The sequence below is a fragment of the Paucidesulfovibrio longus DSM 6739 genome (assembly GCF_000420485.1).
In the GTDB taxonomy this organism is placed as follows: domain Bacteria; phylum Desulfobacterota; class Desulfovibrionia; order Desulfovibrionales; family Desulfovibrionaceae; genus Paucidesulfovibrio; species Paucidesulfovibrio longus.
Window position 1 is genome coordinate 209,567 of sequence record NZ_ATVA01000015.1, and the last position, 23,861, is coordinate 233,427.

Below are 23,861 nucleotides of genomic sequence, written 5' to 3' on the forward strand. Positions count from 1 at the left end.
GCAGGTGTCGCCGTTGAAGTGGGAATGATTGCCATAGTCCGGTATGGCCTGAAATACAAGACCAATCGGGCCCTTTTCGACAAGGGCTCAACTGTCCGCCCGTTTTTCCTCATACTTAGACGGACATTTGGTCACCAGCTGGCTGGCGCGGAATACTCCCGCGCCCTGATCCCAATCCCCCTTGAGGATCACTTCCACGCCTTCCTTGAAGGTATCGGGCACTGCGCCTCGATACTCCACCCGCATGGAAACGGCCGGGTCGACCTCATCGGCCACGATGAAGGCCACGCCGAGATTGTCGTCCCGCAGGGCGATGTCCTGGGGCAGCACCTTGCCGAAGAGCCGGACGCGCTGCAAATCGGCCGCGTCGCTCTCCTTGGCCTGGGCCACGCTCAGGGTCGGGGTCGCGCCCTGGCTCAGGCCGGACGCGATCAGGTAGCCGAGCCCGCCCAGCAGCAGGACGAACGCGGCGATATATACGCCTTTGGAAGCCTTTGCACTCATGTTCTGGTTTCCTGTGGTTTGATGTTCTTGATTTCGTCCGCGTCCCGTCAGGAGCCCTTGTCCGACACCCGCCCGGACACGACGGCGTCCCTGCGGCGGCGGGCCATCTCGCGCATGTCCACGACCTGGTCGGTCTCGTCCACGATCTCGCTGCCGAGGATTTCCTCCAGCACGTCCTCCAGGGCCACGACGCCGGCGATGCCGCCGTATTCGTCCAGGACCACGAAGAGGTGCATCCGGCTTTCCAGAAAGCGCATGAGCACCTTGTCCAGGGTCATGCTCTCCGGCACGAAGCGGACCGAACGCATCAGGTCGGAAAGCCGCTTGTCGTCCTCGTCGTCGGCCAGGGCCTCGAAGACCTGCCTGCGGTAGACCACGCCGACCACGTCTTCGGGGTTGTCCCCCTCGTAGACCGGGAATCGGCTGTGGGGCCAGTTCGAGCGCGATTCGCGGGCCTCGGCCACGGTCATGTTCGCCGGCAGCGAGAAGACCACGGTGCGCGGGGTCATGATCTGCTCCACGGTCTTGTCGTCGAGGAGCAGGATGTTGTTGATGGACCTGGCCTCGTAGGGCTTGATGACTCCGGCGCGGCGGGTCATGCTCACCAGGGCCAGGATGTCCTCCTCGCTGGCGTCGGGCGCGGTGCGGTTCCGGCGCATGGCCTTGCCCATGAGCGTGGCCAGATGGGCCACGGGCTTGAAGAGAAAGACCATCCAGAGCAGCAGCCGCGCCAGCCTGGGGGCCAGCGGCCGCGCATAGATCACGCCCACGGTCTTGGGCAGGATCTCGGAAAAGAGCAGGATTATGATCGTGAAGCCCACGGCGAACAAGCCCAGGGTCTGCTCCCCGTAGACCGCAGCCCAGGCCGCGCCGGCCAGGGACGCGCCCACGGTGTGCGCCACGGTGTTCAGGGTCAGGATGGCCGTGATCGGTTCCTCGACGTTGTTGCGCAACGTTTCCAGAACCTCGCCGGAAGAATGCCCCTGCTTCTTGAGCGATTCCACGAGGCTCCACGGAAAGGAGTAGAGCACGGCTTCGGCAACGGAACAAAAGGCCGACACGAAGGTGGCCAGTCCGACGGCGAGTATGAGTTCTATCATTATTTTTTTCCGGTCCCTGCATGTGGGGCCGCCTGGATTGTAGCAGAGCGCCCAGCGCCCTGCAACACCGCGCCCTTGACTTGCGCGCCGCCTTGAGGGAAGTGTGGGCATCCGCTGGAACCTAAAGGATATACGACGTGACCTCACTCCCCGCAAGCCAAACCTGCGTCGCCTTCCGGCTCGGCGCCCTGGGCGACGTGGTCCTGACCACGGGCGTCCTCGACTACTGGAAGCGCACCCGCGGCCTTTCCTTCGTCTTCATCACGCGGCCCGGCCCGGCGGAAATCCTTGCGGGACATCCCGCCATCGAGCGCATCGTCACGCCGGACGAATCCGACCTCAAGGGGACCGCCTGGCTCCGGGCCTCGGCGCGCCTGGCCCGCGAGTTCAAGGGCATGCCCCTGATCGACCTGCACGGCACCCTGCGCTCGCGCATGCTTTCCTGCCGCTGGCGCGGCCCCGTGCACCGCTACCCCAAATTCGGCCTGTCGCGCCGCCTGTTTCATCGGCTGCGCCTGGACGTCCTGCGCCGACGCCTGGAACGCACGAACGTGCCCCAGCGCTACGCCCTGGCCCTGGAGTCGTCGCCTCCCCCGGCGCAGGAACTGCTGCCGCGCATCCTGCCGGACCGCGACGCCCTGCTCCGGGCCGAAGCCCTGCTCGGTCCCCTGGACGCCACTCCACGCCCCCGCCCCCTCGTGGCCCTGCACCCCTACGCCACCCACCCGGACAAGGCCTGGCCCCGCGAACACTGGCTCGCCCTGGCCGCGTTGCTGGACGCCGAGGGGCTGGACTGGTTCGTGCTCGGCAGGGACCGGGAGCCGCTCTTCCCGGACCTGCGCGGCGAAACGGCCGACAGCCGCTCCCGCGACCTGACCAACGCGTCAAACCTGCGCGAGGCCTGCGCCCTGCTCTCGCGCGCGGACGTGCTCGTGACCAACGATTCCGGCCCCATGCACCTCGCGGCCGGCGTGGGCACGCCCGTGGTGGCCCTGTTCGGCCCCACGTCCCGCGCCTGGGGGTTTTATCCCGCCGGGCCGTGCGACACGATTCTGGAACGGAAAATGCCCTGCCGACCCTGCACCCTGCATGGCCGCAACCGCTGCACGGGCGGGCGCGGCTGCCTGCGCGACACCGCGCCGGAGCAGGCCCTGGAGGCGGTCCGGGACGCCCTGCGCAAGACCGAACTGCGCGTCATCGACAGGAGGTGATCCATGCGGCCCCTGTATTTCGACCACAACGCCACCACTCCGGTGGCCCCCGCCGTTCGCGAGGCCATGCTCCCGCTGCTGGGGGAGGTCTTCGGCAACCCGTCCAGCGGCCACGCCTGGGGCCTCGACGCCAAGGAAGCGCTCGAAGCCGCGCGCGGCCAGGTCGCCGCGCTGATCAACGCCGAGCCGGACGAGATCCATTTCACCTCCTGCGCCACGGAAGCCAACAACACCGTGATCCAGGGGCTTCTGGCCGACGGCGGCGGCATGGTCACCTCCGCGGTGGAGCACCCCTCCGTGCTCGGCCCCGCCAGGGAAATGGCGCGGCGCGGCGCGGGTCTGGCCGTGCTGCCCGTGAACAGGGAAGGCGTGATCGACCCGGAACAGGCCGGAGAGGCGATCGGCCCGGAAACGCGGCTCGTCTCCGTGATGCTCGCCAACAACGAGACGGGCGCGATCCAGCCCGTCTGGGAGCTTGCCGAGGTCTGCCGCACCCAGGGCGCGCTGCTGCACTCGGACGCGGCCCAGGCCGTGGGCAAGATTCCCGTGGATGTGCGCCGCCTGGACGTGGATTTCCTGACCATCGCCGGGCACAAGCTGAACGCGCCCAAGGGCGTGGGCGCGCTCTTCGTGCGGCGCGGCGCGAACCTGCCTCCCCTGCTCTTCGGCGGCGGACAGGAGAGCGGCCTGCGTCCCGGCACGGAAAACACGGCCTTCTGCGTTGGGCTTGGAGCGGCCTGCGCCCTCGCCGGACGAAAACTGGAAGAGGAAATGGCCCGCCGGCGCAAGCTGGGAGACATCCTGCTCGACGGCCTGCGCCACCTGGGGACGGATTTCATGGTCTTTTCCGAGGGCACGCGCCGATTGCCGAACACCCTTCTCGCGGGTTTCCGGGGCCTGGAAGCAGGACGCATCGTGGAAGGCCTGGCGCTGCGGGACGTCGGCGTTTCCGCCGGAGCCGCCTGCCACGGACCGGGCGCGAGTGGGGGAAGCTCCGAAGGACGGATTTCACACGTGCTCGAAGCCATGCGCGCCCCGCAGGAATACGCCCTGGGCTCGGTGCGTTTTTCCTGGGGGCTGGGAACGGCCCCGGACGACGTGCTGGAACTGGTGGAACGCCTGGGCCGGGTGCTGGCGGAGCTGCGCCGGGACTGAGCGTCAGCGGAAGCTGATCACCGTGATCCGGTCGATGCCCGCCATGACCAGCGCATCGAAAACCAGCGCCGCGACCACGACTCCGCTCCAAAAGATGCGCCGCGCGCCCGCGGACAGATCAGCCGCACGCTCGCGCACGAGCAAAAAGGCGTTGGCCGCGACGTAGCATTCCACGGCAAAGGGCGGAAAGCCCAGAAAGCCGAGCACGGGCATTTCGAAAATCTTGGCGTCGCCCACAAAGGGCACCGTATAGATCCACTTGGCCCCGGCCTGGAAATTCCACAACTCCCAAAGCCCCCCGCAGACCAGCCCGGCCGCGAGCAGAAGCAGGAATCGGCGCGGCGCGCCCTGCTCCCAGTCGCCGAGCAGCGAACGGCCCCCGTTGCCGTGGACCCACGGCTCCAGCAGCGGCACCAGCGCGCCCCAGATCAGGGGAAAGAAATAGCGCGGCAAGAGCAGCGGCAGGAGCAGGAAGACCGCCCCGGTAAAGGCCAGGGGCAGGTGCAGGCGGCGGGCCTCCTTGAGCGGCGGGCAGGCGGCCCTGGCGAAAAGCCCGAAGAATTCCAACAGCCGCGCCGTGGCGAAAAGACCGGGCAGCACCGTGGCGAAGGACAGGACATACCCTGCCCAACGTTCCGGGGCGTCGGCGGGCAGATTCACATACTGCCAGTTGCCGAGCCGAAAATTGACCGCCTCGAAAAACAGCCAGAGCGTCACGGACAGGGGCAGAAGCAGCAGCCAGTCGCGCGGGTGGTCGTAGAGGTCGGACCCGGCTCCGCGCAGGGCCAGCAGCGACTCCACCGCGAAGATGTACGGCCACCAGGCGAAGCAATAATACCAGGATACGAAAGGTTCCAGCCCCAGGGCCAGCCCGGCTCCCGCCGCCAGGAAAACGAGGACGGACAGGCCCAGGACCACGGCGGGCAGGCGTACGCGCATCAATCAATCCTCGTTTCCGTGTTCCGCGCCTGCGCGAGGCCCCCAGGCCTCGGAATATTCGGGCCAGCCCGCAAGCAGCGCCCGCTGCACGGCCGGAGGCACCAGCAAGGAAAGATCGCGCCCCTGCCGCCAGCGCTCACGGATGTCCCTCGCCTTGATGTCCAGGCGGGGAATGTCCAGACAGAGCAGCCGCGCGCCCGAGGCGAACCGCCAGGACGGCTCCGGCCCGCTGTTGAGCTGTTCCGCATCGGGCCAGCGCTCGGCCACAAGATCGGCCACGGCTTCGAACCCCTGGCTGTCGCGCCCGCCGCCCCGGCTGACGCAGACCAGGCTCGCGAGCGAGGGAATCCGCAGGCCGTTCCGCCAGGTCGGAATCTCTAGGAGCGTGCCCGCTCCGAGGATGAAGTAGAGTTCCTCCGGCGGGCTGGCATAGCAGGTCAGGGTATCGCAGGTGTAGGACGGTCCACGGCGCTCGCCCTCGATGGGGCTGGCGTGCAGGCCGTGGAGCCCCTCGACAGCCAGCTCGCAAAGACCCAGCCGCAGGTCGAAGGGCAACATCCCGTCCGCGGGCTTGTGCGGCGGCACGGAAGCGGGCACGAGGTCCACGCGCTCCAGATTGAGCCGCTCAAGCACTTCCACGGCCATGCGCACATGCCCCGAGTGCACCGGGTTGAAACTGCCTCCGAGTATGCCGACGCCCTGCTTCGGTGTCATCCTGTCGCCTCCCTGTCCGGGCCTTTGCCGTTGCGGCCCGGCGTCGAAAGACGATCATACCCTGCCCGGCGTCCCGCTTCAACCGTCCAGGGGCAAATTATGCGCCCGCAGCAAAACTCGCTTAAAAATCGGCCCTGGTCAGCTCGTCCATGCCCGCGTCGCCCCGGACCATGCGCTTCTCCAGACAGGCCTGCCGGACCTTTTTGACCAGCACCTCCGTGGGGCAGGGCTTGATCAGATAATCGAAAGCGCCCCGGCTCATCATCTCCATGGCGTCGTCCACCGAGGCATGTCCGGACAGCACCACCACCTGGACATCCGCGCCCAGGGCGAGAATTTCCGCAAAGGTGGCCCTGCCGTCCATGTCCGGCATCTTCATGTCCAGCAGCAGGACGTCGAACTCGCTCTCCCGCAGCGCCTCCAGGGCCTGCCGTCCTCCGGAAACCCCCAGGGCGTGCATTCCCTGGGCCGTGAGCAGGCGAACCATGTTCTCGCGATAGCGGTCCTCGTCGTCCACGATCAGCACTCTGGTCCGGGAATCCATGACTACTCCTCCGTTTGGTTCAGGGAAGGCAGGCGCACGATGAATTCGGCCCCCTTGCCGCGTTCGCTCTCCACGTCGATGCTGCCGCCGAGTTCGTTGACGATGCGCAAGCAGATGGAAAGGCCCAGTCCCGTTCCCTTGCCGGGATCCTTGGTGGTGAAGAAGGGGTTGAATATCTTTTCCAGGTGCTCCCTGGCGATGCCGGGGCCCGTGTCCCGGAAGCGCAGAACCGCCTCGGTCCGGCCGTCCCGGCGGACCGTGGACGTGGTGATGACGATCCTGCCGTCCCGGCCCATGGCCTGGGCCGCGTTGTTCAGCAGGTTCAGGATCACCTGGCGGAGCAGGGGCGGGTCCGTGCGGATGCAGGGAGCCGGTTCCGCGTAGCGCCGTTCGATGAAGATGTTCTTGTTGCGGATTTCCAGTTCCACCAGACGCACCATGTCGTCGATGAGCCTGTTCAGATCCGTTTCCTGGACCACGGCCTCGCGGCGGCGCGCGAAGTCGAGCATACCGTGGGTGATATTGCCGCAGCGCTCCACCTGCCGGGCGATTTCTCCGAGGCACTCCTGAAACTCGGCGAGGTCGTCCGGGCTCTCGAACCGCGCACGCGGCAGCAGCATGTCCATCAACTCCACCTCCTGGGTGATCACGGCCAGGGGGTTGTTGATCTCATGGGCCACCCCTGCGGAAAGCTCGCCCAGGGCCGAGAGCTTCTGGGACTGGATGAGCTGCTCGCTGAGGGTTTGGATTTCCTTTTCGCGGCCCACGAGGTTGCGCCAGAGGCGAAAGCCGAGCAAGGCCAGGGCCAGGGCGCAGACGCCCGCTATGGCCTCCCCGCCCCGCCCGCCCACGCGCAGGGCTGCGAGCGTGCCCAGGAGCACCGCCGGGGGCGCGACGTAGCGTTCCACGAAAAGCAGACGCCGAAGCGACTGCGCCCGCCCGAATTCAAGCCGTACAGCCTGCATGGCCTACCTGCCCCGGTTGAGCTTGGTGCGCTCGTAGGCCTTGAGGATGCGTTCCAGAAGGTCTTCGATCTTGAACGGCTTGAGCACGTAGTCGTAGGCGCCGAGGCTGATGCCCTGGATGCCGGACTTCACGGAGCCGTGGCCCGTGAGCATGATCACCTCCACCTGCGGGCAGCGCTTCTTGATCTCCTTGAGCGTTTCCAGCCCGTCCATGCCGGGCATCTTCACGTCCAGGACGATCACGTCCACGGGATTCTCGCGCAGATATTCCAGGGCCTCCTGCCCGCTCGTGACCCCGTCCACGTCAAGATTGCGCATCACGAAACGCTTCACGAAGAGCTTCACGAAATCGCGCTCGTCGTCGACGACCAATACCTTGACCTTGTTCATACATACCCGCCTTGTTTGCCCCGTGTGCTACCTGGCCGGAAGGTGGACCGTGAACACGGCTCCCTGCTCCGGCCCGCTCTCGGCAACGATCCGGCCTCCCAGCCGCTCGATGATGCCGTAGCTGATGGAAAGCCCCAGCCCCGTTCCCTCGCCCACCTTTTTCGTGGAAAAGAACGGATCGAAAATCTTGTCCAGTACGCCGGGAGGTATGCCCGGTCCGGTATCGCGGATGGTGAAGCCCACTTCGCGCTCGCCCCGGAAGGTCGAAACAGTGATGATCCCATCCTTGTCCACGGCGTCGATGGCGTTTTCCAGAAGATTGAGGACGACCTGCTGAATCTGGGTCGCGTCCGTGCTGATCAGCGGCAGGTCGGGCTCGAATTTCCGCTCGATGACGATGTTGCGGTGCATGGCCTCGTTGGCCAGGAAGGAAATGGTCCCCTCCAGCAGGGAGCCGAGGTCCACGTTTTCCTGGATCGGCTCCATGCGCCGGGCGAAACCGAGCATCCTGTGCGTCACGGCCTTGGCCCGCTCCACATGCCGGTCGATGTCCCGCGCCGCTTCCTCGATTTCCTCGAAGTGGCGCAAGGAAGAGGGATCCTCGTCCGTGAGCAGGTCGGTTATCCAGCCCGCTGCCTCGCGGATCAGGGTCAGGGGGTTGTTGACCTCGTGGGCCACGCCCGCCGCCATCTTGCCCAGGGCGGCCAGCTTGCCCGACTGCATCAGGTTCGCGTCCACCGCGGCCTTTTCTCGATCCGTGCGCTCCAGCTTGGCGACGATGGCCCGCGTGGTCAGCAGCGCGCCCGTAAAGATGATCAGCGCGCCGCCGAGCACAAGGCTGAGGGCCGCGGACTTGACCGTGAGCAGCGGCGACATCTCCTCGCCGGGATCCTCGGTGATGACCAGCTTCCAGCCCAGGGTCCGCAGGGGCACGACCCCGACGAGCACCTTGCGCTCCCGGTCCGGCAGGTTCAGCACGCTCAGATCCTTGACCTCGGACACGGGCAGCACGCAGCGGCCCAGCACGGGCTCGCCGAACCGCGACGGAGTCTGGAGCACGCCCTCGCCGTTGACGAGAAAGGCGTCTCCGCGCCGGCCCACCTGGACGTTCTGCACCAGGGAGTTGAAGACTTCGGAATCGATGGTGGCGCGCAGAATCCAGGTCTTGCCCGCCTCGCGCCGCAACACCGCGATGATGAAATGCGGAAAATTGCGAAAGCCCATGAACACGTCCGAGACATAGACCCCCTTGAGCATGACCTGCTGGAACCAATCCTCGGAGGAATAGTTCACGTCGCGCAGCTTGAAAGGCCCGGCGTACGCCGCGTGCCTGCCGTCCTGGCCGATGACGCCGAGATCGATGAAGGAGTTGGACCCGGCCTGGATCGTCTCGAACAGCGCCGTGAGAAATGCCTGGTCGCCCATCTCGGCCAGCGTGTGCGTGTTGGCCAGGTTGCGGACCTGGGCGATGCGCTCGCGCAGGAACATGTCGATGGCGTAGCGCTTGTTCTCGACCATGATCCGCAGGTTGGCCGTGACCTTGTCCTCGTAGGTGCGGCTGAACTGGCCGTTGATGAAATAGCCCAGCGCCACGAGGGGAATGAGCGAGAAGCAGAGGATCACGCCCATGAATTTCCAACGCAGAATGCCGTAGCCCCTGGCGTCCATGCTCAGTCCTCCTTTCCCCGTCCGTTGTTCGGGCGCGGCGCGGGGCGCGGCACTCCCGCTGCGCGCGCCGCGATTCCAGCGAGATCGCGGCGCATTTCCGCCCCTGCCCGCGCGGCTTCGTCCGGGTCGCCCATGATCATGTCGAGCTGGCGGGTGTGGACCACCAGATACCCCACGACCCGCAGCAATCGGGAAAGACGGAGCTTGTCCGCGCCTTCGATGTGGGCGTAGAGCGCGTCTTCCTTGATTTCCACGATGAATCCGCGCTCTTCGAGAATGTCGCCCACGAGCCGGGCGCGGCGGGCGCGGCGCGTCAGGTCCGCTGCGCCGCCCTTGAACCGGAATATGGCGTAGTTTTCTTCGGCGTCGTCGCTCAGCAGCGCCTCCACCGTGCAGAAATGAAACCCGTAACGGGCCTGGAGCGAACAGAATTCACGGGACACGAGAAAATAGTTGCGCACGGCGTAGGGAGAGGGAGCGCCCTCCGCCAGGGCGGGGTCCGAGGCGGAACGAACCATGACCGAAAGCAGCCCTCCGGCGTTGACCGCGGGCGGGCCGCGCCACTCCACGGCCTGCATGCCGTCCCAGAGCGCGAGCATTGGTTCGCTGCGGACCTCGGAAATGTCCACGGTACGGGCTTTGCGCCCTTCGAAGCGCAACGGGGCAAGTCCGTCCTCCAGGTCCACGACCCAATATTGCAGCGGCACTCCGTCGATGAGACGGCGGCTGGCCCCCTTTTCCAGGCCGGCTTCGGGCTCGCGCCCGAACATCTCGCGCACGCCCATTTCATGGCAATAGCGGATCACGTCGTGCAGGGTCCGGCAGTTCGCGGGAGCAAAAGAGGAGGATTGCGGGTCCGTGAGATGCAGCGGGGCCAGCCGGTCCAGCACCCCCACGAGGCTTCGGTGCACGGCGCTGCCCTGCATCAGGCTCCGTTCCGGGGAACGCCGGATCAGGGCGCGGACCCGGCCCGAATAGACCGTGCGGCGGTCCGCATCCACGGTGACTTCCCCGCTCCCCTCCAGCGCCGCCAGGGCGCCCTCGAGAGAAAAAAGCGCGGGCACGCCGTATTCGCGGGCCACGCTGGCGAGGTGTCCGGCCGTGGCCCCGTGTTCCGTGACCACCGCGCAGGCGCGGGAAAGCAGCGGAGCCCAGCGCGGCAGGGCGTTGACCGCCACGAGCACGGCTCGATCGGGAAAACGCAGCGCGTCCGCATCGCTGCGTACGGGCACCACGGGTCCGGCGGCAGCGCCCGGAGAGGCCGTGACCCCGCCGGAAAGCAACGGGGTCGGCAGAGACGCCCGCAACGACGCCTCCCCCGAGGCCGATTCGTCCATGGCTTCGCCGCTTTCCGCTCCGGGAACGGGGAAATGCAGGTCGCGGCACTGGAGCAAAACAATGGCCCGATCCTCGCGCACAGCCCATTCCACGTCCTGCGGCGCGCCGAAAACCCGCTCCAGCAGGAGACCTATGCCGGCCAAAGCCGCGGCCAGCTCGTCGCTCACGGCCGGAACCTCTTGCTCCGCACGGGGAAGATTCACAAGCAGCGTGCCCTCTTCCGGGTCGCAGACCGCCTTGCGCCTCTTGCGCGCGACCTCGCGGTGCAAGACCTTCCGCCCCTTGCGGGATATCACGAATCGGTCGCAGTCCGCGCTGCCGTCCACGATGGCCTTGGGCAGGCCGGGCATGGCCGCCAGGTGCAGGACGTCCGATTCCCCGTCCAGGGGGTCGCGCGTGTAGAGCACGCCCCCGGCAGCTGCGGAAACCATCTCCATGCAGCCCACGCACATTTCCACGTCCGAGTCGCGGATGCCCCGGTTGAGGCGGTAAGCCATGGCCGACGCGCCGTATTTGCTGGCGACCACGGTCTTGTAGGCCTCGAAGAAATGTTCCGGAGCGACGTTCAGCTCGCTGTGATACTGCCCGGCAAAGGAGGCGCCCGGAGCGTCTTCCCCCAGGGCCGAAGAACGAACGGCCAGACGCAGCGGCTCCACCTGGGTGGACTGCATCCGCGTCAGGGCGGTCTCTGCATCGCGTTGCAGCCCCGGCGGAATCTCCGCAGCCAGGATCAGCGTACGGATCTCGGAACTGAGCGCATACAGCCCGGCCATGTCGTCTCCCGCCCCGATCTGAATGCGTCGATCGATCTCGTCCTGAAGTCCGCCGTGGGCCAGAAAACGGCGGCAGGCCGAGGCAGTGACCGCGAACCCGGCGGGAATGCGCAGACCGAGGCTGCGGCGGGCTTCTCCCAGGCGGGCGAGCTTGTCCCCGGTTTCCGGGGCATGGCTTCTGTCCAGGGAGTCCAAGGGCAGCACGTTGTCGCCGCGTTCCACCGCGGGCCTGCGCGAGAGGCTCTCCCCGACAGCGGCCCGCACGGCGTCCAAGGCTTCCTGCAGGCCGGAATGCGCTCCGGGGGCCATGCGCTCAAGCTGGCGGACCATCTGGAACCCCGCGGCTAGGCAGCGCAGGCTGAGCGCCCGGATGCGGGGCATTCCGTAGGGCTTGGCGCTCCGGAGCATTTCCTCCAGATCCGCCAGGGCGGCGAGGGCTTCGTGATTGGACTTGACCAGCAGCCGGAAACTGCGGCAGCGCTCGCGGTACTCGCGGCGCAGTTCCTCGGCCCGGCTGCCCTGGCCTTGCCAGCCGCCGCGCCCGCCCGCAGAGCGAAAGAAATTGCGTATGGCCAGCAACGCGGAACCCATCCGGCACCTTCCTGTCCCCGCACGCTATGCAGTTGCGGCGGCGTCCTGAATTTTGGCGAAAAGTTCGTCAAAAGCCACGGGCTTGATCATGTAATCGAACGCTCCGAGCTGCATGCCCGTATAGGCCGATTGCGCGTCCGCATGCCCCGTGAGCAGGATGACCTCGGTCCGCGGCAGTTGGGCCTTGATGCGGCGCAACGTCTCGATGCCGTCCAGACCGGGCATGCGCACGTCCAGCACGACCACGTCGAAGACGTGCTCGGCGAGCAATCGCAGGGCCTGCTCGCCGCTTTCCGCCGTGGTCACGTCCACGTTGCGGCGGGCCATGCGCTTGCTCACCAGCGTGAGAAACTCGGACTCGTCGTCCACGAGCAACATGCTGATCTTCTTCACCGTTCATCTCCCCCCGCAAACGGGTTACGCAGCCGTCAGCATTTCCTTGACCTGCATGAGCACAGGCAGGACCGACCAGAAAATCATCAGGAACAACCCCAGTGTGGCCAGGAGCGCCAGGACCGCCTGCCACCAGCGCAGGCCGCAGGCCTTTGTCAGGCCAAACATGACCAGAAGAGCTCGAATCGGTTCGGTGATCACCTGCATCGCAGGAATCCAGGACAGGGGCATGACCGTGCCCGAAGCAAAGGCGTAGATGGACACGAGACGCCGCAAGGCCACGCGGCGGCCGAAAAACAGAGTCAGGACCAACATGTTCAGCGCGGCGAGCAGCGCCGGCAGAAGCAGGCAGTTGATCATCAGAATGCCCGCCATGGCCAGCTTGTGGCTGTAGAAGTAGGTCATGCTGACCATGGTATAAAACAGCGAGGCATACGCGAGATACTTCAGAGAATTACGATAGTTCTCATGCGTATCTTCCAGCCTGGAGAAAAACAGCCTGGGAGCACGCATCATTTCGGTCATGGTCCCGAAGAACTTCGACGTGTCCACGGTCTGCGGCGCATCCGCCTCCAGCGAGGCCCCGCTGTCCGGGCCGCATTGCAAAATCGCGCTTTCCTTGGCCATGCCTTTATCCTCCAAAGATTTTCGACCCCTCGACCACTCCCAGCAAAAGCATCAGCACGGTGAGCACGAAGAAAAACGCGCGCTCGGTCTGCCTGGAAAAATATATTCTGCCGTTCTCGTAGTGCAGCCGCTTGACGCGTTCGGGCTTTGCTTCCGTCGACACATCCTCGATCCGGCGACTTTCGTTCTCTTGCATCTCGATTCCTCCCCGTGGTTGCAGCGGGCTTGAACCCGGCGACCCGCAAAGGGCCGCCGGGGTTGTTTCAGCAGGGTCAGAAGCCTGGCAGGCCGCCAAACCCCCGTGTCGCCCAGTAGACCGCCGTCATTCCGATCAGCACGATGTTGGCGATGAACCACATCGGTATGCCGACCCGCAGGTAGTCCTTGGGCTCCAGATAACCGGAGGCGTACACGATGGCGTTCGGCGGGGTGCCGATGATCAGGCAGTACGCGAAGGACGAGGCGATTGCCGTGGACATGGCCATGAACGGGAGGTACGTCGTGCCGGGATGCACGATGCCCGCCATGTTCAGCGTGATGGGTCCGACTGCGGCCGCTGCCGGGCCGTCCGCCATAAGGTTCGTGAGCACCGCGGTCAGGCCGTTCGACGTGAGCATCAGCGGCAGCCCCTGGTCCATGCCCAAGGGAGCCATGAATTCGACCACGGTCTTGGCCATCCAGTACGCGGCGCCGGTCTTGTCCAGCACGCGGCCGAAGATGATCGCGCCGGCATACAGCCAGACCACGCCCCAATCGACCTTCTCCTGATAGTCGCGCCAGTTGACCACGCCCGCCAGCAGGTAGGCCACCGCACCGGCCACCGCGATGACGCCGATGCCCAGACGCACGGGGTAGATGCCCATCTGGAAGAACGCCTTTTCCGTGAACCAGCCCCAGACCATGACGATGAAGATCACCAGTGCCCAGATCTGATGCTTGTTCCAGCTGCCCATCTTGCCGATCTCGCTCTCCAGGTGCTTCATGGCCGGAGCAAGCGAGGTGATTCTCGGCTTGAAGCGCCAGTTGACCATGACCCAGGTGATGGGGATCATGATCAAGAGGAACGGGAAGCAGTAGGTGACCCACTGGAAGTAGCCGATATCGAATCCGAACATGTCGGTCAGGTAGGTCATCATGATGACGTTGCGGGCGCCGCCGGAAGGAGCGCCGGGACCGCCGATGTTGCAGGCCATGGCGATGGCGATCATCAGCATCTTGGCCAGTTCGGGGTCTTCCTTGATGTCGTCGGTAAGGCTGTTCTGATAGAGCAGCATGCCGATGGGCAGGAACATGGCCGCCAGGGCGTGGTCCGAGATGAACGCGGCCAGGGGCGTGATGATCAGGAAGAAGATCAGCGTGATCCAACGCACGTTGGGCACGGCGAGCTTCTTGAACATCATCAGGCACACGCGCTTGTCCACGCCTGTCTTGACGAATGCCGCCGCGAACATGAGCGAGCCCATGATGAACCAGCAGGCGTCGTCCCAATATAATCCGGCGACTTCACGACGCGAGACCACGCCCGTGAAGACCAGGATCAAACCGATGCAGAAGGCCACGCCCGGCAGGGGCATGCATTCCGTGACGAAACAGAAGACCACGAACACGACCATGGCCATGGCGACCTTGATCTGCCAACTGCCCTTGTCGGCCTTGGCGCGATCCTTCTCCGAGAGCTCGTCGTAGTTCAACCGGTGCATGCGCACGTCGAACGCCGCCTGGAGCGTCGCGCGGTACTGTTCTTCGGTCAGATTCTGATCGACATATTCCATGGCCCGCTTCAGGTTGGCGCCGTCAACGGGGATCTTGTACTGCTTGCACCACTTGGCGTCGCGCTTGAGGAAACGCTTCTTGGAAAGCGCGCCCATGCGCATGTTCTGTTCCATCATCTGGCACGTGGCCAGCTGCCACTGATCCAGATTGGACGGCTTTTCCTGGAACAATTCCTGCGCCAGGAAAGAGACGACCGCTGCGGGGCCGACCTGATACTGCGTGCCGACCTTCTGCATGCTCTTCGGGGTGGGCAGCGCCAGGATGACCGCAAACAGGACCACCGGAATAACCAAGAGCTTCCAGTTGACGTACTTGTCATACCCGGTAGCTTTTCTCTTCGTAGCTTCAGCCATTTCACACCTCTTTCTTAGGTTTGATGCCCCTCGCGGGCCGCGCGGATCGTCAGTTCGCGATGATGCGGCCTATTTCGAAGAACATCTCCTGCTCCCGGACCACGCCGACGACCTTGCCGCCGCGGGCCACGGCCAGACGCCGGGCGCGCTGCGAGAACATGGTCTCGGCGATTTCCATGAGGTTCGCGGTCGCGTCGATCACGGGCGGGCAGTCGGACATGATGTCCGCAACCTTCTTGTCCGCGATTTCCTGGATCCGCGAGGTGAAGAGCCCCTGCCAGAACATGGTCGAATACTGCAGGCTGTCCGCCATGGACGGCTTGGGCACGCTCAGGTAGGCGGGCCGCGCAGCCGCGATCAGATCCATGGGGCTGAGGATGCCCGTGAGGTCGCCGGTCTTGTCGAAAACAAGGATGGAGCGGTGGCCGGTGTCCATAAGTCGGTCGGTGGACACGAGCTGCGTTCCGAGTTCCTTGAGCTTGACGATGGCCGAACGCACGGTTTCGTCCTCGGTGATGGTGGCGTAGTTGGTCAGCGGAATCATGATTTCCTCCGCCAACCGCTCTCGGTAGGGTTCCTGCTTGGCCGCGGCCACCGCGTCCCGGATCTTCGCCGAGAGCAGGTCCACGTCGCAGGGCTTGTTCAGGTAATCCGTCGCGCCGGAGTCGAGAGCCTCCTTGGCGCTGGGAAGCGCGCCGTGTCCCGTGAGCATGATCACGGGAACGTCGGCATCGATTTCCTTGATCTTTTTCAAGGTTTCGTGCCCGTCCATCCCTTCCATCTTCACGTCGAGGATGACCACGTCGGGCTTTTCGCTCATCTTGACCAGGGCTTCCTCGCCGCTGGCCGCCATGACGGTCTCGTACCCCTTGCGTTCCAGAATCTTGGCCGTGGTGGTGCGAAAACGTTCCTCGTCATCAACCATCAATACTTTTATATTGATTGACATCAGTACCTCCTTTTGGGCGTCAATCACCTCTGACGACATTCCGACTCCTGGCTAAGTGTATTTTTTCCTCGAGCTTCTTCCTCCTTTCAAACGCCTCTTCCGACTTGCTCAACAGGCTCTTCATGCTCACAGGCTTGATCAGATAGTCTGCCGCGCCGAGCTGGATGCCTTCCACCGCGGATTCCAGGGCGGCGTGCCCCGTAAGCATGATCACTTCAATCATGGGGTCTATTTTCTTGATTTCCGTCAGCACCTTGAGTCCGCCCATTCCCGGCATCTTGATGTCGAGAAAGACGACGTGCACCGTTTCGGACTCCAGAAGCCGAAGCGCTTCCTCGCCGCTGGACGCGGTGAGCACGTCGATGCCGATCTTGGAGAACAGCTTTTTGGTCGTGTAGAGGAGACGTTCCTCGTCATCCACAATCATGATTCTCATAGCGACTCTTGTTGTTGCTGCCTTTGGGCTGACGCCTCTGCCGGGGATCACCCTTTGCCGCTCGCCTTTCGCAATTCTCGCAAACCCGCACGGCGACCGCCTCGATGCACAGAGACAAAGCAAGCCATGTGCCATGATTTTTCTTATACATTTTAAGTGTTTATTCGCGCAATCGTGCAAAAACGCCATGCCCGACATACAGGCCGATCGTGCGGACGGTTTTCGCAGCTCTCGTGCAGGCGGGAGAGTGGGCGCAAAAAAGCCCGCCGGAACGCGACTGGTTCCGACGGGCCGGGAGGGGGCCGAATACTGCAAAAAACGTTATTTCGTTGGCCTGGGCAGACGTACCGTAAAGGTCGTTCCGACGCCCTTGGTGCTCCGCACGTCCATCTGCCCGCCCATGCGGTCCACGATGCCGTGGCAGACCGAAAGCCCCAGCCCGGTGCCCTTGCCCACGGGCTTGGTCGTGAAGAACGGGGTAAAGATGCGTTCCATGTTTTCCGGGTTGATGCCGGAGCCGTTGTCCCGAACGTCGATGCCGACCATGCCGTCCTCGCCGAGACTGCAAGACACGGTCACCAATCCGCCGCCTTCCGGATGCCGCTCCTCCACGGCGTGCAGGGCGTTGTTCAGCAGATTGAGCAACACCTGCTGCACCTGGCCGGGATCGGCCCGAACGAAAAGAGGACGATCCAGCGGCTCCAGTTCGAGGCGGATTCCGTTTACCGCGGCTTTTTCCTCGATCATGCCCACGATTTCCGGCAGGAAGGAACGGACGTCCATATCCTGCACCACGGATTCCCCCTGGCGGCCGAACTTGAGGATCGCTTGCGTGATCTTTGCGCAACGGCTGATCTGAATGCGCAATTGCTCCAAGGAGGTGCGCAATTCTTTGCTCTCCTCGCCCTCTTTGAGGTCATTCTTTTCGACCATGTCGTTCATGACCATTTCCATATAGGAAAGATCGCTCTTCATGACCTGCAAAGGGTTGTTGATTTCATGGGCGATGCCCGTGGTCATCTCTCCCAATTCCGCAAGCCGTGCCGCTCGGTAGAGATGATTGCGAAGGGTTTCCTTCTCGAGGAATACGCGACTGAGCGCGTGCTCGATGTGGGTGCTGAGCATGAAGGCGAGCGCGGCGATGAGCAGGCCGCCGAACAACAGGATGGCCGCGATCCAGCTCGCCGCCTCCTGAAGCCCGGCAAAGGCGTCGTCCTTCTCCTGTCGGACCACGAGCAGCCATTTGCCGTCGTTGATCCAGGATGTGCAATACAGATATTCCTTGCCGTCGGCATCTTCGGCCGCATAGACGTGCACCGCCCGCTTCGGCAGCGCTCCCAGCTTCGGCAGGTCGGATTGGGACAAAAGCGGGGCCTTGGAACGCGGCTCGGTCTGATAGCGGCCCTCCGCGTCGAGCACCCAGGCCTCGCCCGTGACGCCCAAACGGATGCCCTCCACCAAACCGCTGAAGCGATGCGGATCCATCGTGGCCCGCAACACGATCCGTCCTGCGGCCTCCTGGCGCGAAATTGCAATGACGAAATGCGGCTCGTTGCGATATCCCAGGAAAACGTCGCTGACGTGGTATCCTTTTTCCAGGGTGGCCGTGTACCAGGGAGCCTTGGAATAATCCTTGCCCAACAGGTCGTACGGTCCGGCATACGCCTGCTGCACGCCGTTCGGCGCGATAAAGCCGAGATCGACGAAGGCGGGACAGCTCCGGCGCAGATGCCGCAAGCGGTTTTCCAGGTCGGACTGGTTTTCGAGTCCACGCCCTCCATCGGTATCGAGCAGCATTTCAAGATCGGCCCGACGTTCTTCGAGATAGGAGTCGATCATGCGGCCATGATCCTCGACGATGCGGCGCATGGCTCCCACGGTGGAACTCTTGACCGAATTGACGAAGGCGGCCTGCCCGACCAGCAACACGAACAGAAACGGCACCACCGGGGCGATGACCATCACCGCCAGCAGCCGCTTGCGGATTCCGCGAAACGGATTGCCCTCCCCCGTGGAGTCCTGCCCCCCTTTTCGTTGATCCTTTCCTTTGTCCTTGACCATGGCTTCCGTCCTTTCCTGGTCCGCCGCCGCAATCGCGGCGCATGCGGCTTTTTACCGATGCTGCCCAGCTTCCGCCCCATCGGCAAAGGCTTTCCGCTTCCGCACGAAATTCCGCGCAACAATCGCCATTTCCGCAAAAGAAATATAGCAACGGCCATGCCATTGCGTTTAATCATTGACGCCCTATTGCCGGATAGCTAATGCGATTCGGTATGTCCTTTCATAATGGCTTCCTAATGCTCTTTTTGGCGTGACCGCCGCAGGCTTGCGAGACACTTCCCGGAGGCAGAGACTGATGTTCAGGAACGCGGACCCCGACGCCCCCCGACGAGAACGCTCCTTTGTCCGATTCTTCCACTCGCTGGACCTCAAAGCCAAACTGATGGTCACGGTGATTCCCTGCCTGGTGATCATCCTGATGACCACCGGCTACGTAACCTACCGACTTTCAACAGACTATATGGATATCGCCCTGGAGCGCAACGTGCGCATCCGGGATCTGGCCCAGGCCAACGCCGTGGAACGCTTTCTGGACCAGTGCCGCCGCGACCTGCTCATGGCCTCGCGCCAGCCCCTGGACGAGGCGGCCATGCTCAAGACGCTCGAAGACCTGAGAGAATCCGGCGGCATCCAATATTCCGAATTCGCGTATCTTTCCCCGGATGGAGACGACCATATCCTGCTCGTGGTCAATGACGGACGGACATACAGCGTGCCCGGATCGAGCATCAACCACATCCGGCCCAACCCGTTGCTGCATCTCGACCGGCTGCCCCGGCTTTCCCCCGGGGAAGTCCATCCCTCGGACATTCTGGACATGGAGTATCCCTTCCCCACGGAGCAGAACGCCAATCACCGCATCGCGGAAAAGATCATCCGTTTCGTGACCCCCTACACCGCGCCCGGCAAGACCGCTCCGGGCTTCCTTTCCCTGGCCGTGCGCGCCTCGGAGCTGCGGAACATCCTATCGCTCTACAACTCCCGCCAATCCCCGCTCTGGGGATATCCCCGGTCCGACGAGGTGCGCTTCAGCTTCCTCTTCGACAACCAGGGCTGGATTCTCTTCCAGTCCGGCGACATGGACCATCCCGAAGCCGATTTGACCACGTTCCTGGCCCGCTCCGGCTACAAGGGCACGCTGGGCCGGCCCGACCTGGCCTGCGCCTTCCGGCCGAGCACCGCCCATGGCGACTATTGGGAAATGGTCGCCGAGGGCGCGGAAGGCCGCGCGGGCATCGCCAAGCTGCGCGACGACGGGCACAACTCGGCAAAAGTCGCCAACTATTATCTTTCCTGGGCTCCGGTGAGATTCAAGCTTTCCCCGGACGCCCCTCCCATCGTCTATGCCGGTGCCGCCTACGTGGACCGGAGCCAGCTCGCCGTGACCGCGGGATACAAATATCTCGACGTCATGCTCGTCATCACCCTGGGCAGCATCCTGCTGCTTTCCCTGCTCGTCTATGCCATGAGCCGACTGGCCATGGGCCCCATCTTCCGGCTGACCCGCGCGGTTTCCGGAATGCAGGCCACAGGCAGGCTCCAGCGCCTTGAACTTCCCAAATCCGGCTACGAGACCGCGCGCCTCCAGGCCGCCATCAACGGCATGATCGACCGCATGCGCGACCAGATGGAGCAGATCCGGCAAAAGGACGAGACCATCGAGCACGTCAACCTCAAGGAACGCGCCCGGCTGGAAGGCGATCTCGCCATGCTGGAGGAAGTGCTGCAAGGAGACATGCCCGAAATCGTTGGAGTCGGACCGCGCATGGCCCTGTTCAAGGGCGACATCGCCAAGGCCGCGCAGGTGGACGTGGACGTGCTGATCATGGGCGAGACGGGCACGGGCAAGCAGCTCGTGGCCGAGGCCATACACAGCCACAGCAGGCGCGCGGACGCCACCTTCATCTCGCTGAACTGCGGCGCGCTCGACGAGAACCTGCTCCTCGACGCCCTTTTCGGCCATGTGAAAGGCGCGTTCAGCGAGGCCAAGTCCGACCGCAAAGGAGCCTTTCTGGAAGCCGACGGCGGCACGCTCTTCCTGGACGAAATCCAGTCCGCGTCCGCCAAGGTCCAGCAGGCCCTGCTCCGGGCCATCGCCATGCGCAAGATCAAGCCGCTGGGACAGGATACGGAAATCGACGTGAACGTGCGCCTGATCTGCGCCACCAACGCCGATCTCAATGAAATGATCGAGGAAGGACTGTTCCGCGAAGATCTGTACTATCGCCTCAAAGTCCTGGCCATTCAGACACCGGCCCTGCGCGAACACCCGGAGAGCATCCCCGCCTTGGCGCTGCACTACCTGCGGCAGGCCGAGCAGCTCGTGAACCGCGAGGGACTGAGCCTGAGCAAGGGCGCGCTGCGCAAGATGACGGGCTATCACTGGCCCGGAAACATCCGCGAGCTGATCAACAGCATCACCCGCGCCGCGGTCATGGCAGAGTCCGATGTGATCCAGGCGGACGAGATCCGGCTGGAAATCGAGGGCTTGAGCTACGTCTCCCCTCTGGATCAGAGCGTGTCCAAAGATGCGCTTCCTTCCACGGGCGAGGAGCCGATGCTTGCCGAGGAGGATCGCGAGACGCCCGACGAGCCGGACTACGCCGCAGCCGAGCCCAAACACAGGGAGCCGGCCGGACGCTCTGCGCCAGCGGAACAGGAAAGAAGCGGAACGCCCCAGTCGCAGCCGGAATTGAACCGCCGGCAAAGACGCGCCCTGCCCCTGATCCGCAAGCGCGGAACCATCACGCGCGGAGACTATCAGGATATCGTGGGCGGCAAGCTGGCCTCGCGGACGGCCATCTACGACCTTCAGGATCTCGTGAAGAAAGGGGTGCTCATCAAGGAAGGACGCGGTCCGGCCACCAAGTATGTAATCAACCCCAAGGCGCGGCTTCTGGCGGGCTGAATCCGTTCTCCCGCTCCATGAAAAAGCGACCGGGATCCCTATGGATTCCGGTCGCATTGCCTCAGCGGTCGGGTCGCAGACTCGTCAGTATTTTACCTTGTCCGTACGGCCGAGCGTGCCCTTGCCGCCGAACAGCGCATCCAGAAAAAGGTTGTCGCCGGGGGTGGTGAAGTAGCCCATCTCCACCTTCACGGGCTTGCCCATCCGCAGCAGCTCGCTGACCGTCACGAAGCGGTAGCCCCGGGCCTGGAGAAGCGGCACCAGTTCCCGGACCACGGTCTGCGTGGTCTTGGGCACGGCATTGGCGTGCATCAGGTAGATGACCCCAGGCCGCGCCTGTCGCAAATCGTAGCGGACAATGGCCTCCGGACCGCTGCCGCCGTGGGGACCGCTCGATTCCCCCTCCACGCTCCAGCCGATCACGGGCAGGCCCAGGGAGGCGATCACCGGCAGGGTCCGGGCTTCGTTGCGCCCGTAGGGCAGGCGCATCAGCCGCAGGGATTCGGGCACGAGGCGCATCTCGCCGGAAACGCCGCGCAGCTTGGCCCGCTCCGCCAGCCGCTCGCGCAGAATCTCGTATTCCGCCTGCGTCCAGAGCAGTTGTTCCCGAATCTCTTCCTCGTTCATCAGCGCGAGGTTCCCGTGGGTCCAGGCATGGTTCCCCAGCTCGAACAACGGATCGGCCATGAGCTGCATGGTCTTGTCCGGGTGGGACCGCATCCATTTGCCGCCCGCGAAGAACGTGGCGGAAATGTTGTTCTCCCGCAGGAAGTTCACGAGGTCGAAGCGATACCCCGCCAAATGGGGCGCTCGCTCGCAAAGGTCGAAGGTCAGGGCGGCGACCTTTTCCCCGCCTTCGGGCTCCACGGCCACGATGACCTTCTGCAATGCTTCCGGCACGGGCGGCAGCTCGTGCAGCGGCTCGGTCCGCTCCGGCGGTCGGAGGTCCGGCGCGTCCAGGGTCATGCGGGCGATGTCGTGATCGCCGCCCCGGAGCTGATCCGGCGTCCAGAGCGTTTCCAGAATTTTACGAGAGCCGAAGGATTCGGCCCCGCCATGATTCTCCGCAAGCCCGACGCGACCGGCGCACCCGACCAAAATCACGCAAAAAACAGCTGCAACCAGTCGAAACGACTTGCTGCGATTCCGATGGATGGTCAGCATGAATCTCCCGGCAACGCCCCGCAGGCTACTGCCTGATCTGGCCTTCGCCCAGCAACACGAACTTGGTCGAGGTCAGCTCCTTAACTCCCATGGGCCCGTAGGCGTGCAGCTTGGAAGTGGAGATGCCGATCTCCGCGCCCAGACCGAGCTGCGCCCCGTCGTTGAAACGGGTCGTGGCGTTGACCACCACCAGGGAGGCGTCCGCCTCGCGCAGGAAGCGCATGGACCGGGCATGGTCATTGGTCAGGATGGCCTCGGTGTGGTTGGATCCATAGCGGGCGATGTGTTCCAGCGCCTCGTCCATGTCGGCCACGACCTTCACGGCCAGGGCCAGATCCAGATACTCCTTGCCCCAATCCTCGTCCGTGGCGGGTTCGGCGTACTTGTCGCCCAGGAGCGGCAGCGAACGTTCGCACGCGCGGAAGACCACGCGGTCGCGGCCAAGGCGCTCGGCCACGCGGGGCAGGAGCCCCGGAGCCACGCGCTCGTGTACGAGGAGACATTCCAAGGCGTTGCAGCCGCTGGGATATTGCGTCTTGGCGTTGTGGATGATCTCCACGGCGCGGTCCAGGTCGCAGCTGTCGTCCGCGAAGATATGGCACACGCCCTTGAAATGCTTGAGCACGGGCATGGTCGCCTGTTCGGTCACGGCGCGAATGAGCCCTTCGCCGCCGCGCGGGATGACCACGTCTATATATTCGGAAAGCTTGAGCATCTCCTTGACGGCCTCGCGGTCCGTCGTCGGCAGCACCTGCACGGCGTCGCGCGGCAGCCCGGCCTTTTCCAGAGCCAGGTGCATCAGCGACGCCAGGGCCTGGTTGGAATGGAAGGCTTCGGACCCACCGCGCAGGATCGTGGCGTTGCCAGCCTTCAGGCAGAGAATGCCCGCGTCCACGGTGGCGTTGGGCCGCGACTCGTAGATCATGGCCACCACGCCGAGAGGAACGCGCATCTTGCCCACGAGCATTCCGTTGGGCCGTTTGCCCAGGGATTCGATCTCTCCCAGGGGATCGGGCATGGCCGCGACCTCTCGGCAGCCCTGGATCATCGCGCCGAGCACCTTCTCGGAGATGGTCAGGCGCTGGATCCGTGCGCGGTCGAGTCCGTTCTTTTCGGCTGCCGCAAGATCGCGAGCATTCTCCCGGAGCACGAACTCGCGCTCGGACTCCAGCAAATCTGCAAGGGCGCTCAGCGCCCCGGTTCGGGCGCTGCCCTCTGCCGAAGCGAGCTTGCGTGCGGCCTCTTTGGCCTTGCGCCCGATCTCGCGGACCTCATGCTTGATGCTCATGCAACCTCCAAGGAAAT

General features: G+C 64.3%; 21 protein-coding genes. 3 read left to right on the forward strand and 18 right to left on the reverse strand.

All coding sequences use genetic code 11. The features are described from left to right. Positions 1–87: 87 nt before the first annotated feature. Both G452_RS0112025 and G452_RS0112030 read right to left on the reverse strand, forming a co-directional pair. Positions 88–504, reverse strand: a complete 417-nt coding sequence (locus G452_RS0112025) for a cytochrome c maturation protein CcmE (protein WP_022662512.1) — start codon at positions 502–504, stop codon at positions 88–90. Positions 505–551: 47 nt separating this feature from the next. Further along, positions 552–1,604: a hemolysin family protein gene (locus tag G452_RS0112030; protein WP_022662513.1), complete on the reverse strand. Its 1,053-nt coding sequence runs from the start codon at positions 1,602–1,604 to the stop codon at positions 552–554. 137 nt (positions 1,605–1,741) lie between these two features. On the opposite strand from G452_RS0112030, the gene G452_RS0112035 reads away from it, so the two are divergent. Next, on the forward strand, positions 1,742–2,815 hold the full coding sequence (locus G452_RS0112035; RefSeq protein WP_022662514.1) for a glycosyltransferase family 9 protein: 1,074 nt from the start codon (positions 1,742–1,744) through the stop codon (positions 2,813–2,815). Between the two features lie 3 nt (positions 2,816–2,818). Next, complete coding sequence (locus tag G452_RS0112040) at positions 2,819–3,970, forward strand: cysteine desulfurase family protein (protein WP_022662515.1); 1,152 nt, start codon at positions 2,819–2,821, stop codon at positions 3,968–3,970. Between the two features lie 3 nt (positions 3,971–3,973). On the opposite strand, the gene G452_RS0112045 is transcribed toward G452_RS0112040, so the two are convergent. The 14 genes from G452_RS0112045 to G452_RS19360 form a co-directional block, all read right to left on the reverse strand. After that, positions 3,974–4,909 carry a hypothetical protein gene (locus tag G452_RS0112045; protein WP_155887691.1) on the reverse strand — a complete coding sequence of 312 codons (936 nt, stop codon included), beginning with the start codon at positions 4,907–4,909 and terminating at the stop codon, positions 3,974–3,976. A gap of 3 nt (positions 4,910–4,912) precedes the next feature. After that, the gene (nadD, locus tag G452_RS0112050; protein WP_022662517.1) at positions 4,913–5,623 is read right to left on the reverse strand and encodes a nicotinate (nicotinamide) nucleotide adenylyltransferase; all 711 of its coding nucleotides are present in this window, start codon (positions 5,621–5,623) and stop codon (positions 4,913–4,915) included. A gap of 121 nt (positions 5,624–5,744) precedes the next feature. Beyond that, a complete protein-coding gene (locus G452_RS19345) occupies positions 5,745–6,167 on the reverse strand; it encodes a response regulator (RefSeq protein ID WP_022662518.1) in 423 nt (140 codons plus the stop codon). Positions 6,168–6,169: 2 nt separating this feature from the next. Then, positions 6,170–7,132: a sensor histidine kinase gene (locus tag G452_RS19350; RefSeq protein WP_022662519.1), complete on the reverse strand. Its 963-nt coding sequence runs from the start codon at positions 7,130–7,132 to the stop codon at positions 6,170–6,172. A gap of 3 nt (positions 7,133–7,135) precedes the next feature. Next, the gene (locus tag G452_RS0112065; RefSeq protein ID WP_022662520.1) at positions 7,136–7,522 is read right to left on the reverse strand and encodes a response regulator; all 387 of its coding nucleotides are present in this window, start codon (positions 7,520–7,522) and stop codon (positions 7,136–7,138) included. Positions 7,523–7,549: 27 nt separating this feature from the next. After that, positions 7,550–9,190 carry a sensor histidine kinase gene (locus G452_RS0112070; RefSeq protein WP_022662521.1) on the reverse strand — a complete coding sequence of 547 codons (1,641 nt, stop codon included), beginning with the start codon at positions 9,188–9,190 and terminating at the stop codon, positions 7,550–7,552. 2 nt (positions 9,191–9,192) lie between these two features. Further along, positions 9,193–11,892: a PEP/pyruvate-binding domain-containing protein gene (locus tag G452_RS19355; protein ID WP_022662522.1), complete on the reverse strand. Its 2,700-nt coding sequence runs from the start codon at positions 11,890–11,892 to the stop codon at positions 9,193–9,195. A 24-nt stretch (positions 11,893–11,916) separates the two neighbouring features. Beyond that, entirely contained in the window at positions 11,917–12,276 is a 360-nt protein-coding gene (locus tag G452_RS0112080) for a response regulator (RefSeq protein ID WP_027189224.1), read from the reverse strand. A gap of 33 nt (positions 12,277–12,309) precedes the next feature. After that, entirely contained in the window at positions 12,310–12,912 is a 603-nt protein-coding gene (locus G452_RS0112085) for a hypothetical protein (protein WP_022662524.1), read from the reverse strand. Positions 12,913–12,916: 4 nt separating this feature from the next. Then, positions 12,917–13,075 carry a hypothetical protein gene (locus G452_RS0112090; protein WP_155887692.1) on the reverse strand — a complete coding sequence of 53 codons (159 nt, stop codon included), beginning with the start codon at positions 13,073–13,075 and terminating at the stop codon, positions 12,917–12,919. Positions 13,076–13,184: 109 nt separating this feature from the next. Beyond that, a complete protein-coding gene (locus G452_RS0112095; protein WP_022662526.1) occupies positions 13,185–15,038 on the reverse strand; it encodes an SLC13 family permease in 1,854 nt (617 codons plus the stop codon). A gap of 49 nt (positions 15,039–15,087) precedes the next feature. Further along, complete coding sequence (locus G452_RS0112100) at positions 15,088–15,987, reverse strand: CBS domain-containing protein (protein WP_022662527.1); 900 nt, start codon at positions 15,985–15,987, stop codon at positions 15,088–15,090. 19 nt (positions 15,988–16,006) lie between these two features. Then, positions 16,007–16,423 (reverse strand): response regulator, encoded by a 417-nt coding sequence (locus G452_RS0112105; protein WP_022662528.1) that lies wholly within the window; start codon positions 16,421–16,423, stop codon positions 16,007–16,009. Positions 16,424–16,744: 321 nt separating this feature from the next. Then, complete coding sequence (locus G452_RS19360) at positions 16,745–18,484, reverse strand: sensor histidine kinase (protein WP_022662529.1); 1,740 nt, start codon at positions 18,482–18,484, stop codon at positions 16,745–16,747. Positions 18,485–18,779: 295 nt separating this feature from the next. On the opposite strand from G452_RS19360, the gene G452_RS19365 reads away from it, so the two are divergent. Further along, entirely contained in the window at positions 18,780–21,392 is a 2,613-nt protein-coding gene (locus tag G452_RS19365) for a sigma 54-interacting transcriptional regulator (protein ID WP_022662530.1), read from the forward strand. A gap of 84 nt (positions 21,393–21,476) precedes the next feature. Here G452_RS19365 and G452_RS19370 read toward each other — a convergent pair whose 3' ends face one another. Both G452_RS19370 and G452_RS0112125 read right to left on the reverse strand, forming a co-directional pair. After that, positions 21,477–22,556 (reverse strand): polysaccharide deacetylase family protein, encoded by a 1,080-nt coding sequence (locus G452_RS19370; protein WP_022662531.1) that lies wholly within the window; start codon positions 22,554–22,556, stop codon positions 21,477–21,479. Positions 22,557–22,581: 25 nt separating this feature from the next. Further along, complete coding sequence (locus G452_RS0112125) at positions 22,582–23,844, reverse strand: glutamate-5-semialdehyde dehydrogenase (RefSeq protein ID WP_022662532.1); 1,263 nt, start codon at positions 23,842–23,844, stop codon at positions 22,582–22,584. Between the last annotated feature and the right edge of the window lie 17 nt (positions 23,845–23,861).

Coding starts and splice junctions, on each gene's coding strand:
- G452_RS0112100 (WP_022662527.1), bottom strand. CDS start 15,987: ATGTCAATCAATATAAAAGTATTGATGGTTGATGACGAGGAACGTTTT.
- G452_RS0112045 (WP_155887691.1), bottom strand. CDS start 4,909: ATGCGCGTACGCCTGCCCGCCGTGGTCCTGGGCCTGTCCGTCCTCGTT.
- G452_RS19370 (WP_022662531.1), bottom strand. CDS start 22,556: ATGCTGACCATCCATCGGAATCGCAGCAAGTCGTTTCGACTGGTTGCA.
- G452_RS19365 (WP_022662530.1), top strand. CDS start 18,780: ATGTTCAGGAACGCGGACCCCGACGCCCCCCGACGAGAACGCTCCTTT.
- G452_RS19350 (WP_022662519.1), bottom strand. CDS start 7,132: ATGCAGGCTGTACGGCTTGAATTCGGGCGGGCGCAGTCGCTTCGGCGT.
- G452_RS0112085 (WP_022662524.1), bottom strand. CDS start 12,912: ATGGCCAAGGAAAGCGCGATTTTGCAATGCGGCCCGGACAGCGGGGCC.
- G452_RS0112025 (WP_022662512.1), bottom strand. CDS start 504: ATGAGTGCAAAGGCTTCCAAAGGCGTATATATCGCCGCGTTCGTCCTG.
- G452_RS0112105 (WP_022662528.1), bottom strand. CDS start 16,423: ATGAGAATCATGATTGTGGATGACGAGGAACGTCTCCTCTACACGACC.
- G452_RS19360 (WP_022662529.1), bottom strand. CDS start 18,484: ATGGTCAAGGACAAAGGAAAGGATCAACGAAAAGGGGGGCAGGACTCC.
- G452_RS19355 (WP_022662522.1), bottom strand. CDS start 11,892: ATGGGTTCCGCGTTGCTGGCCATACGCAATTTCTTTCGCTCTGCGGGC.
- G452_RS0112070 (WP_022662521.1), bottom strand. CDS start 9,190: ATGGACGCCAGGGGCTACGGCATTCTGCGTTGGAAATTCATGGGCGTG.
- G452_RS0112040 (WP_022662515.1), top strand. CDS start 2,819: ATGCGGCCCCTGTATTTCGACCACAACGCCACCACTCCGGTGGCCCCC.
- G452_RS0112125 (WP_022662532.1), bottom strand. CDS start 23,844: ATGAGCATCAAGCATGAGGTCCGCGAGATCGGGCGCAAGGCCAAAGAG.
- G452_RS0112030 (WP_022662513.1), bottom strand. CDS start 1,604: ATGATAGAACTCATACTCGCCGTCGGACTGGCCACCTTCGTGTCGGCC.
- nadD (WP_022662517.1), bottom strand. CDS start 5,623: ATGACACCGAAGCAGGGCGTCGGCATACTCGGAGGCAGTTTCAACCCG.
- G452_RS0112065 (WP_022662520.1), bottom strand. CDS start 7,522: ATGAACAAGGTCAAGGTATTGGTCGTCGACGACGAGCGCGATTTCGTG.
- G452_RS0112095 (WP_022662526.1), bottom strand. CDS start 15,038: ATGGCTGAAGCTACGAAGAGAAAAGCTACCGGGTATGACAAGTACGTC.
- G452_RS19345 (WP_022662518.1), bottom strand. CDS start 6,167: ATGGATTCCCGGACCAGAGTGCTGATCGTGGACGACGAGGACCGCTAT.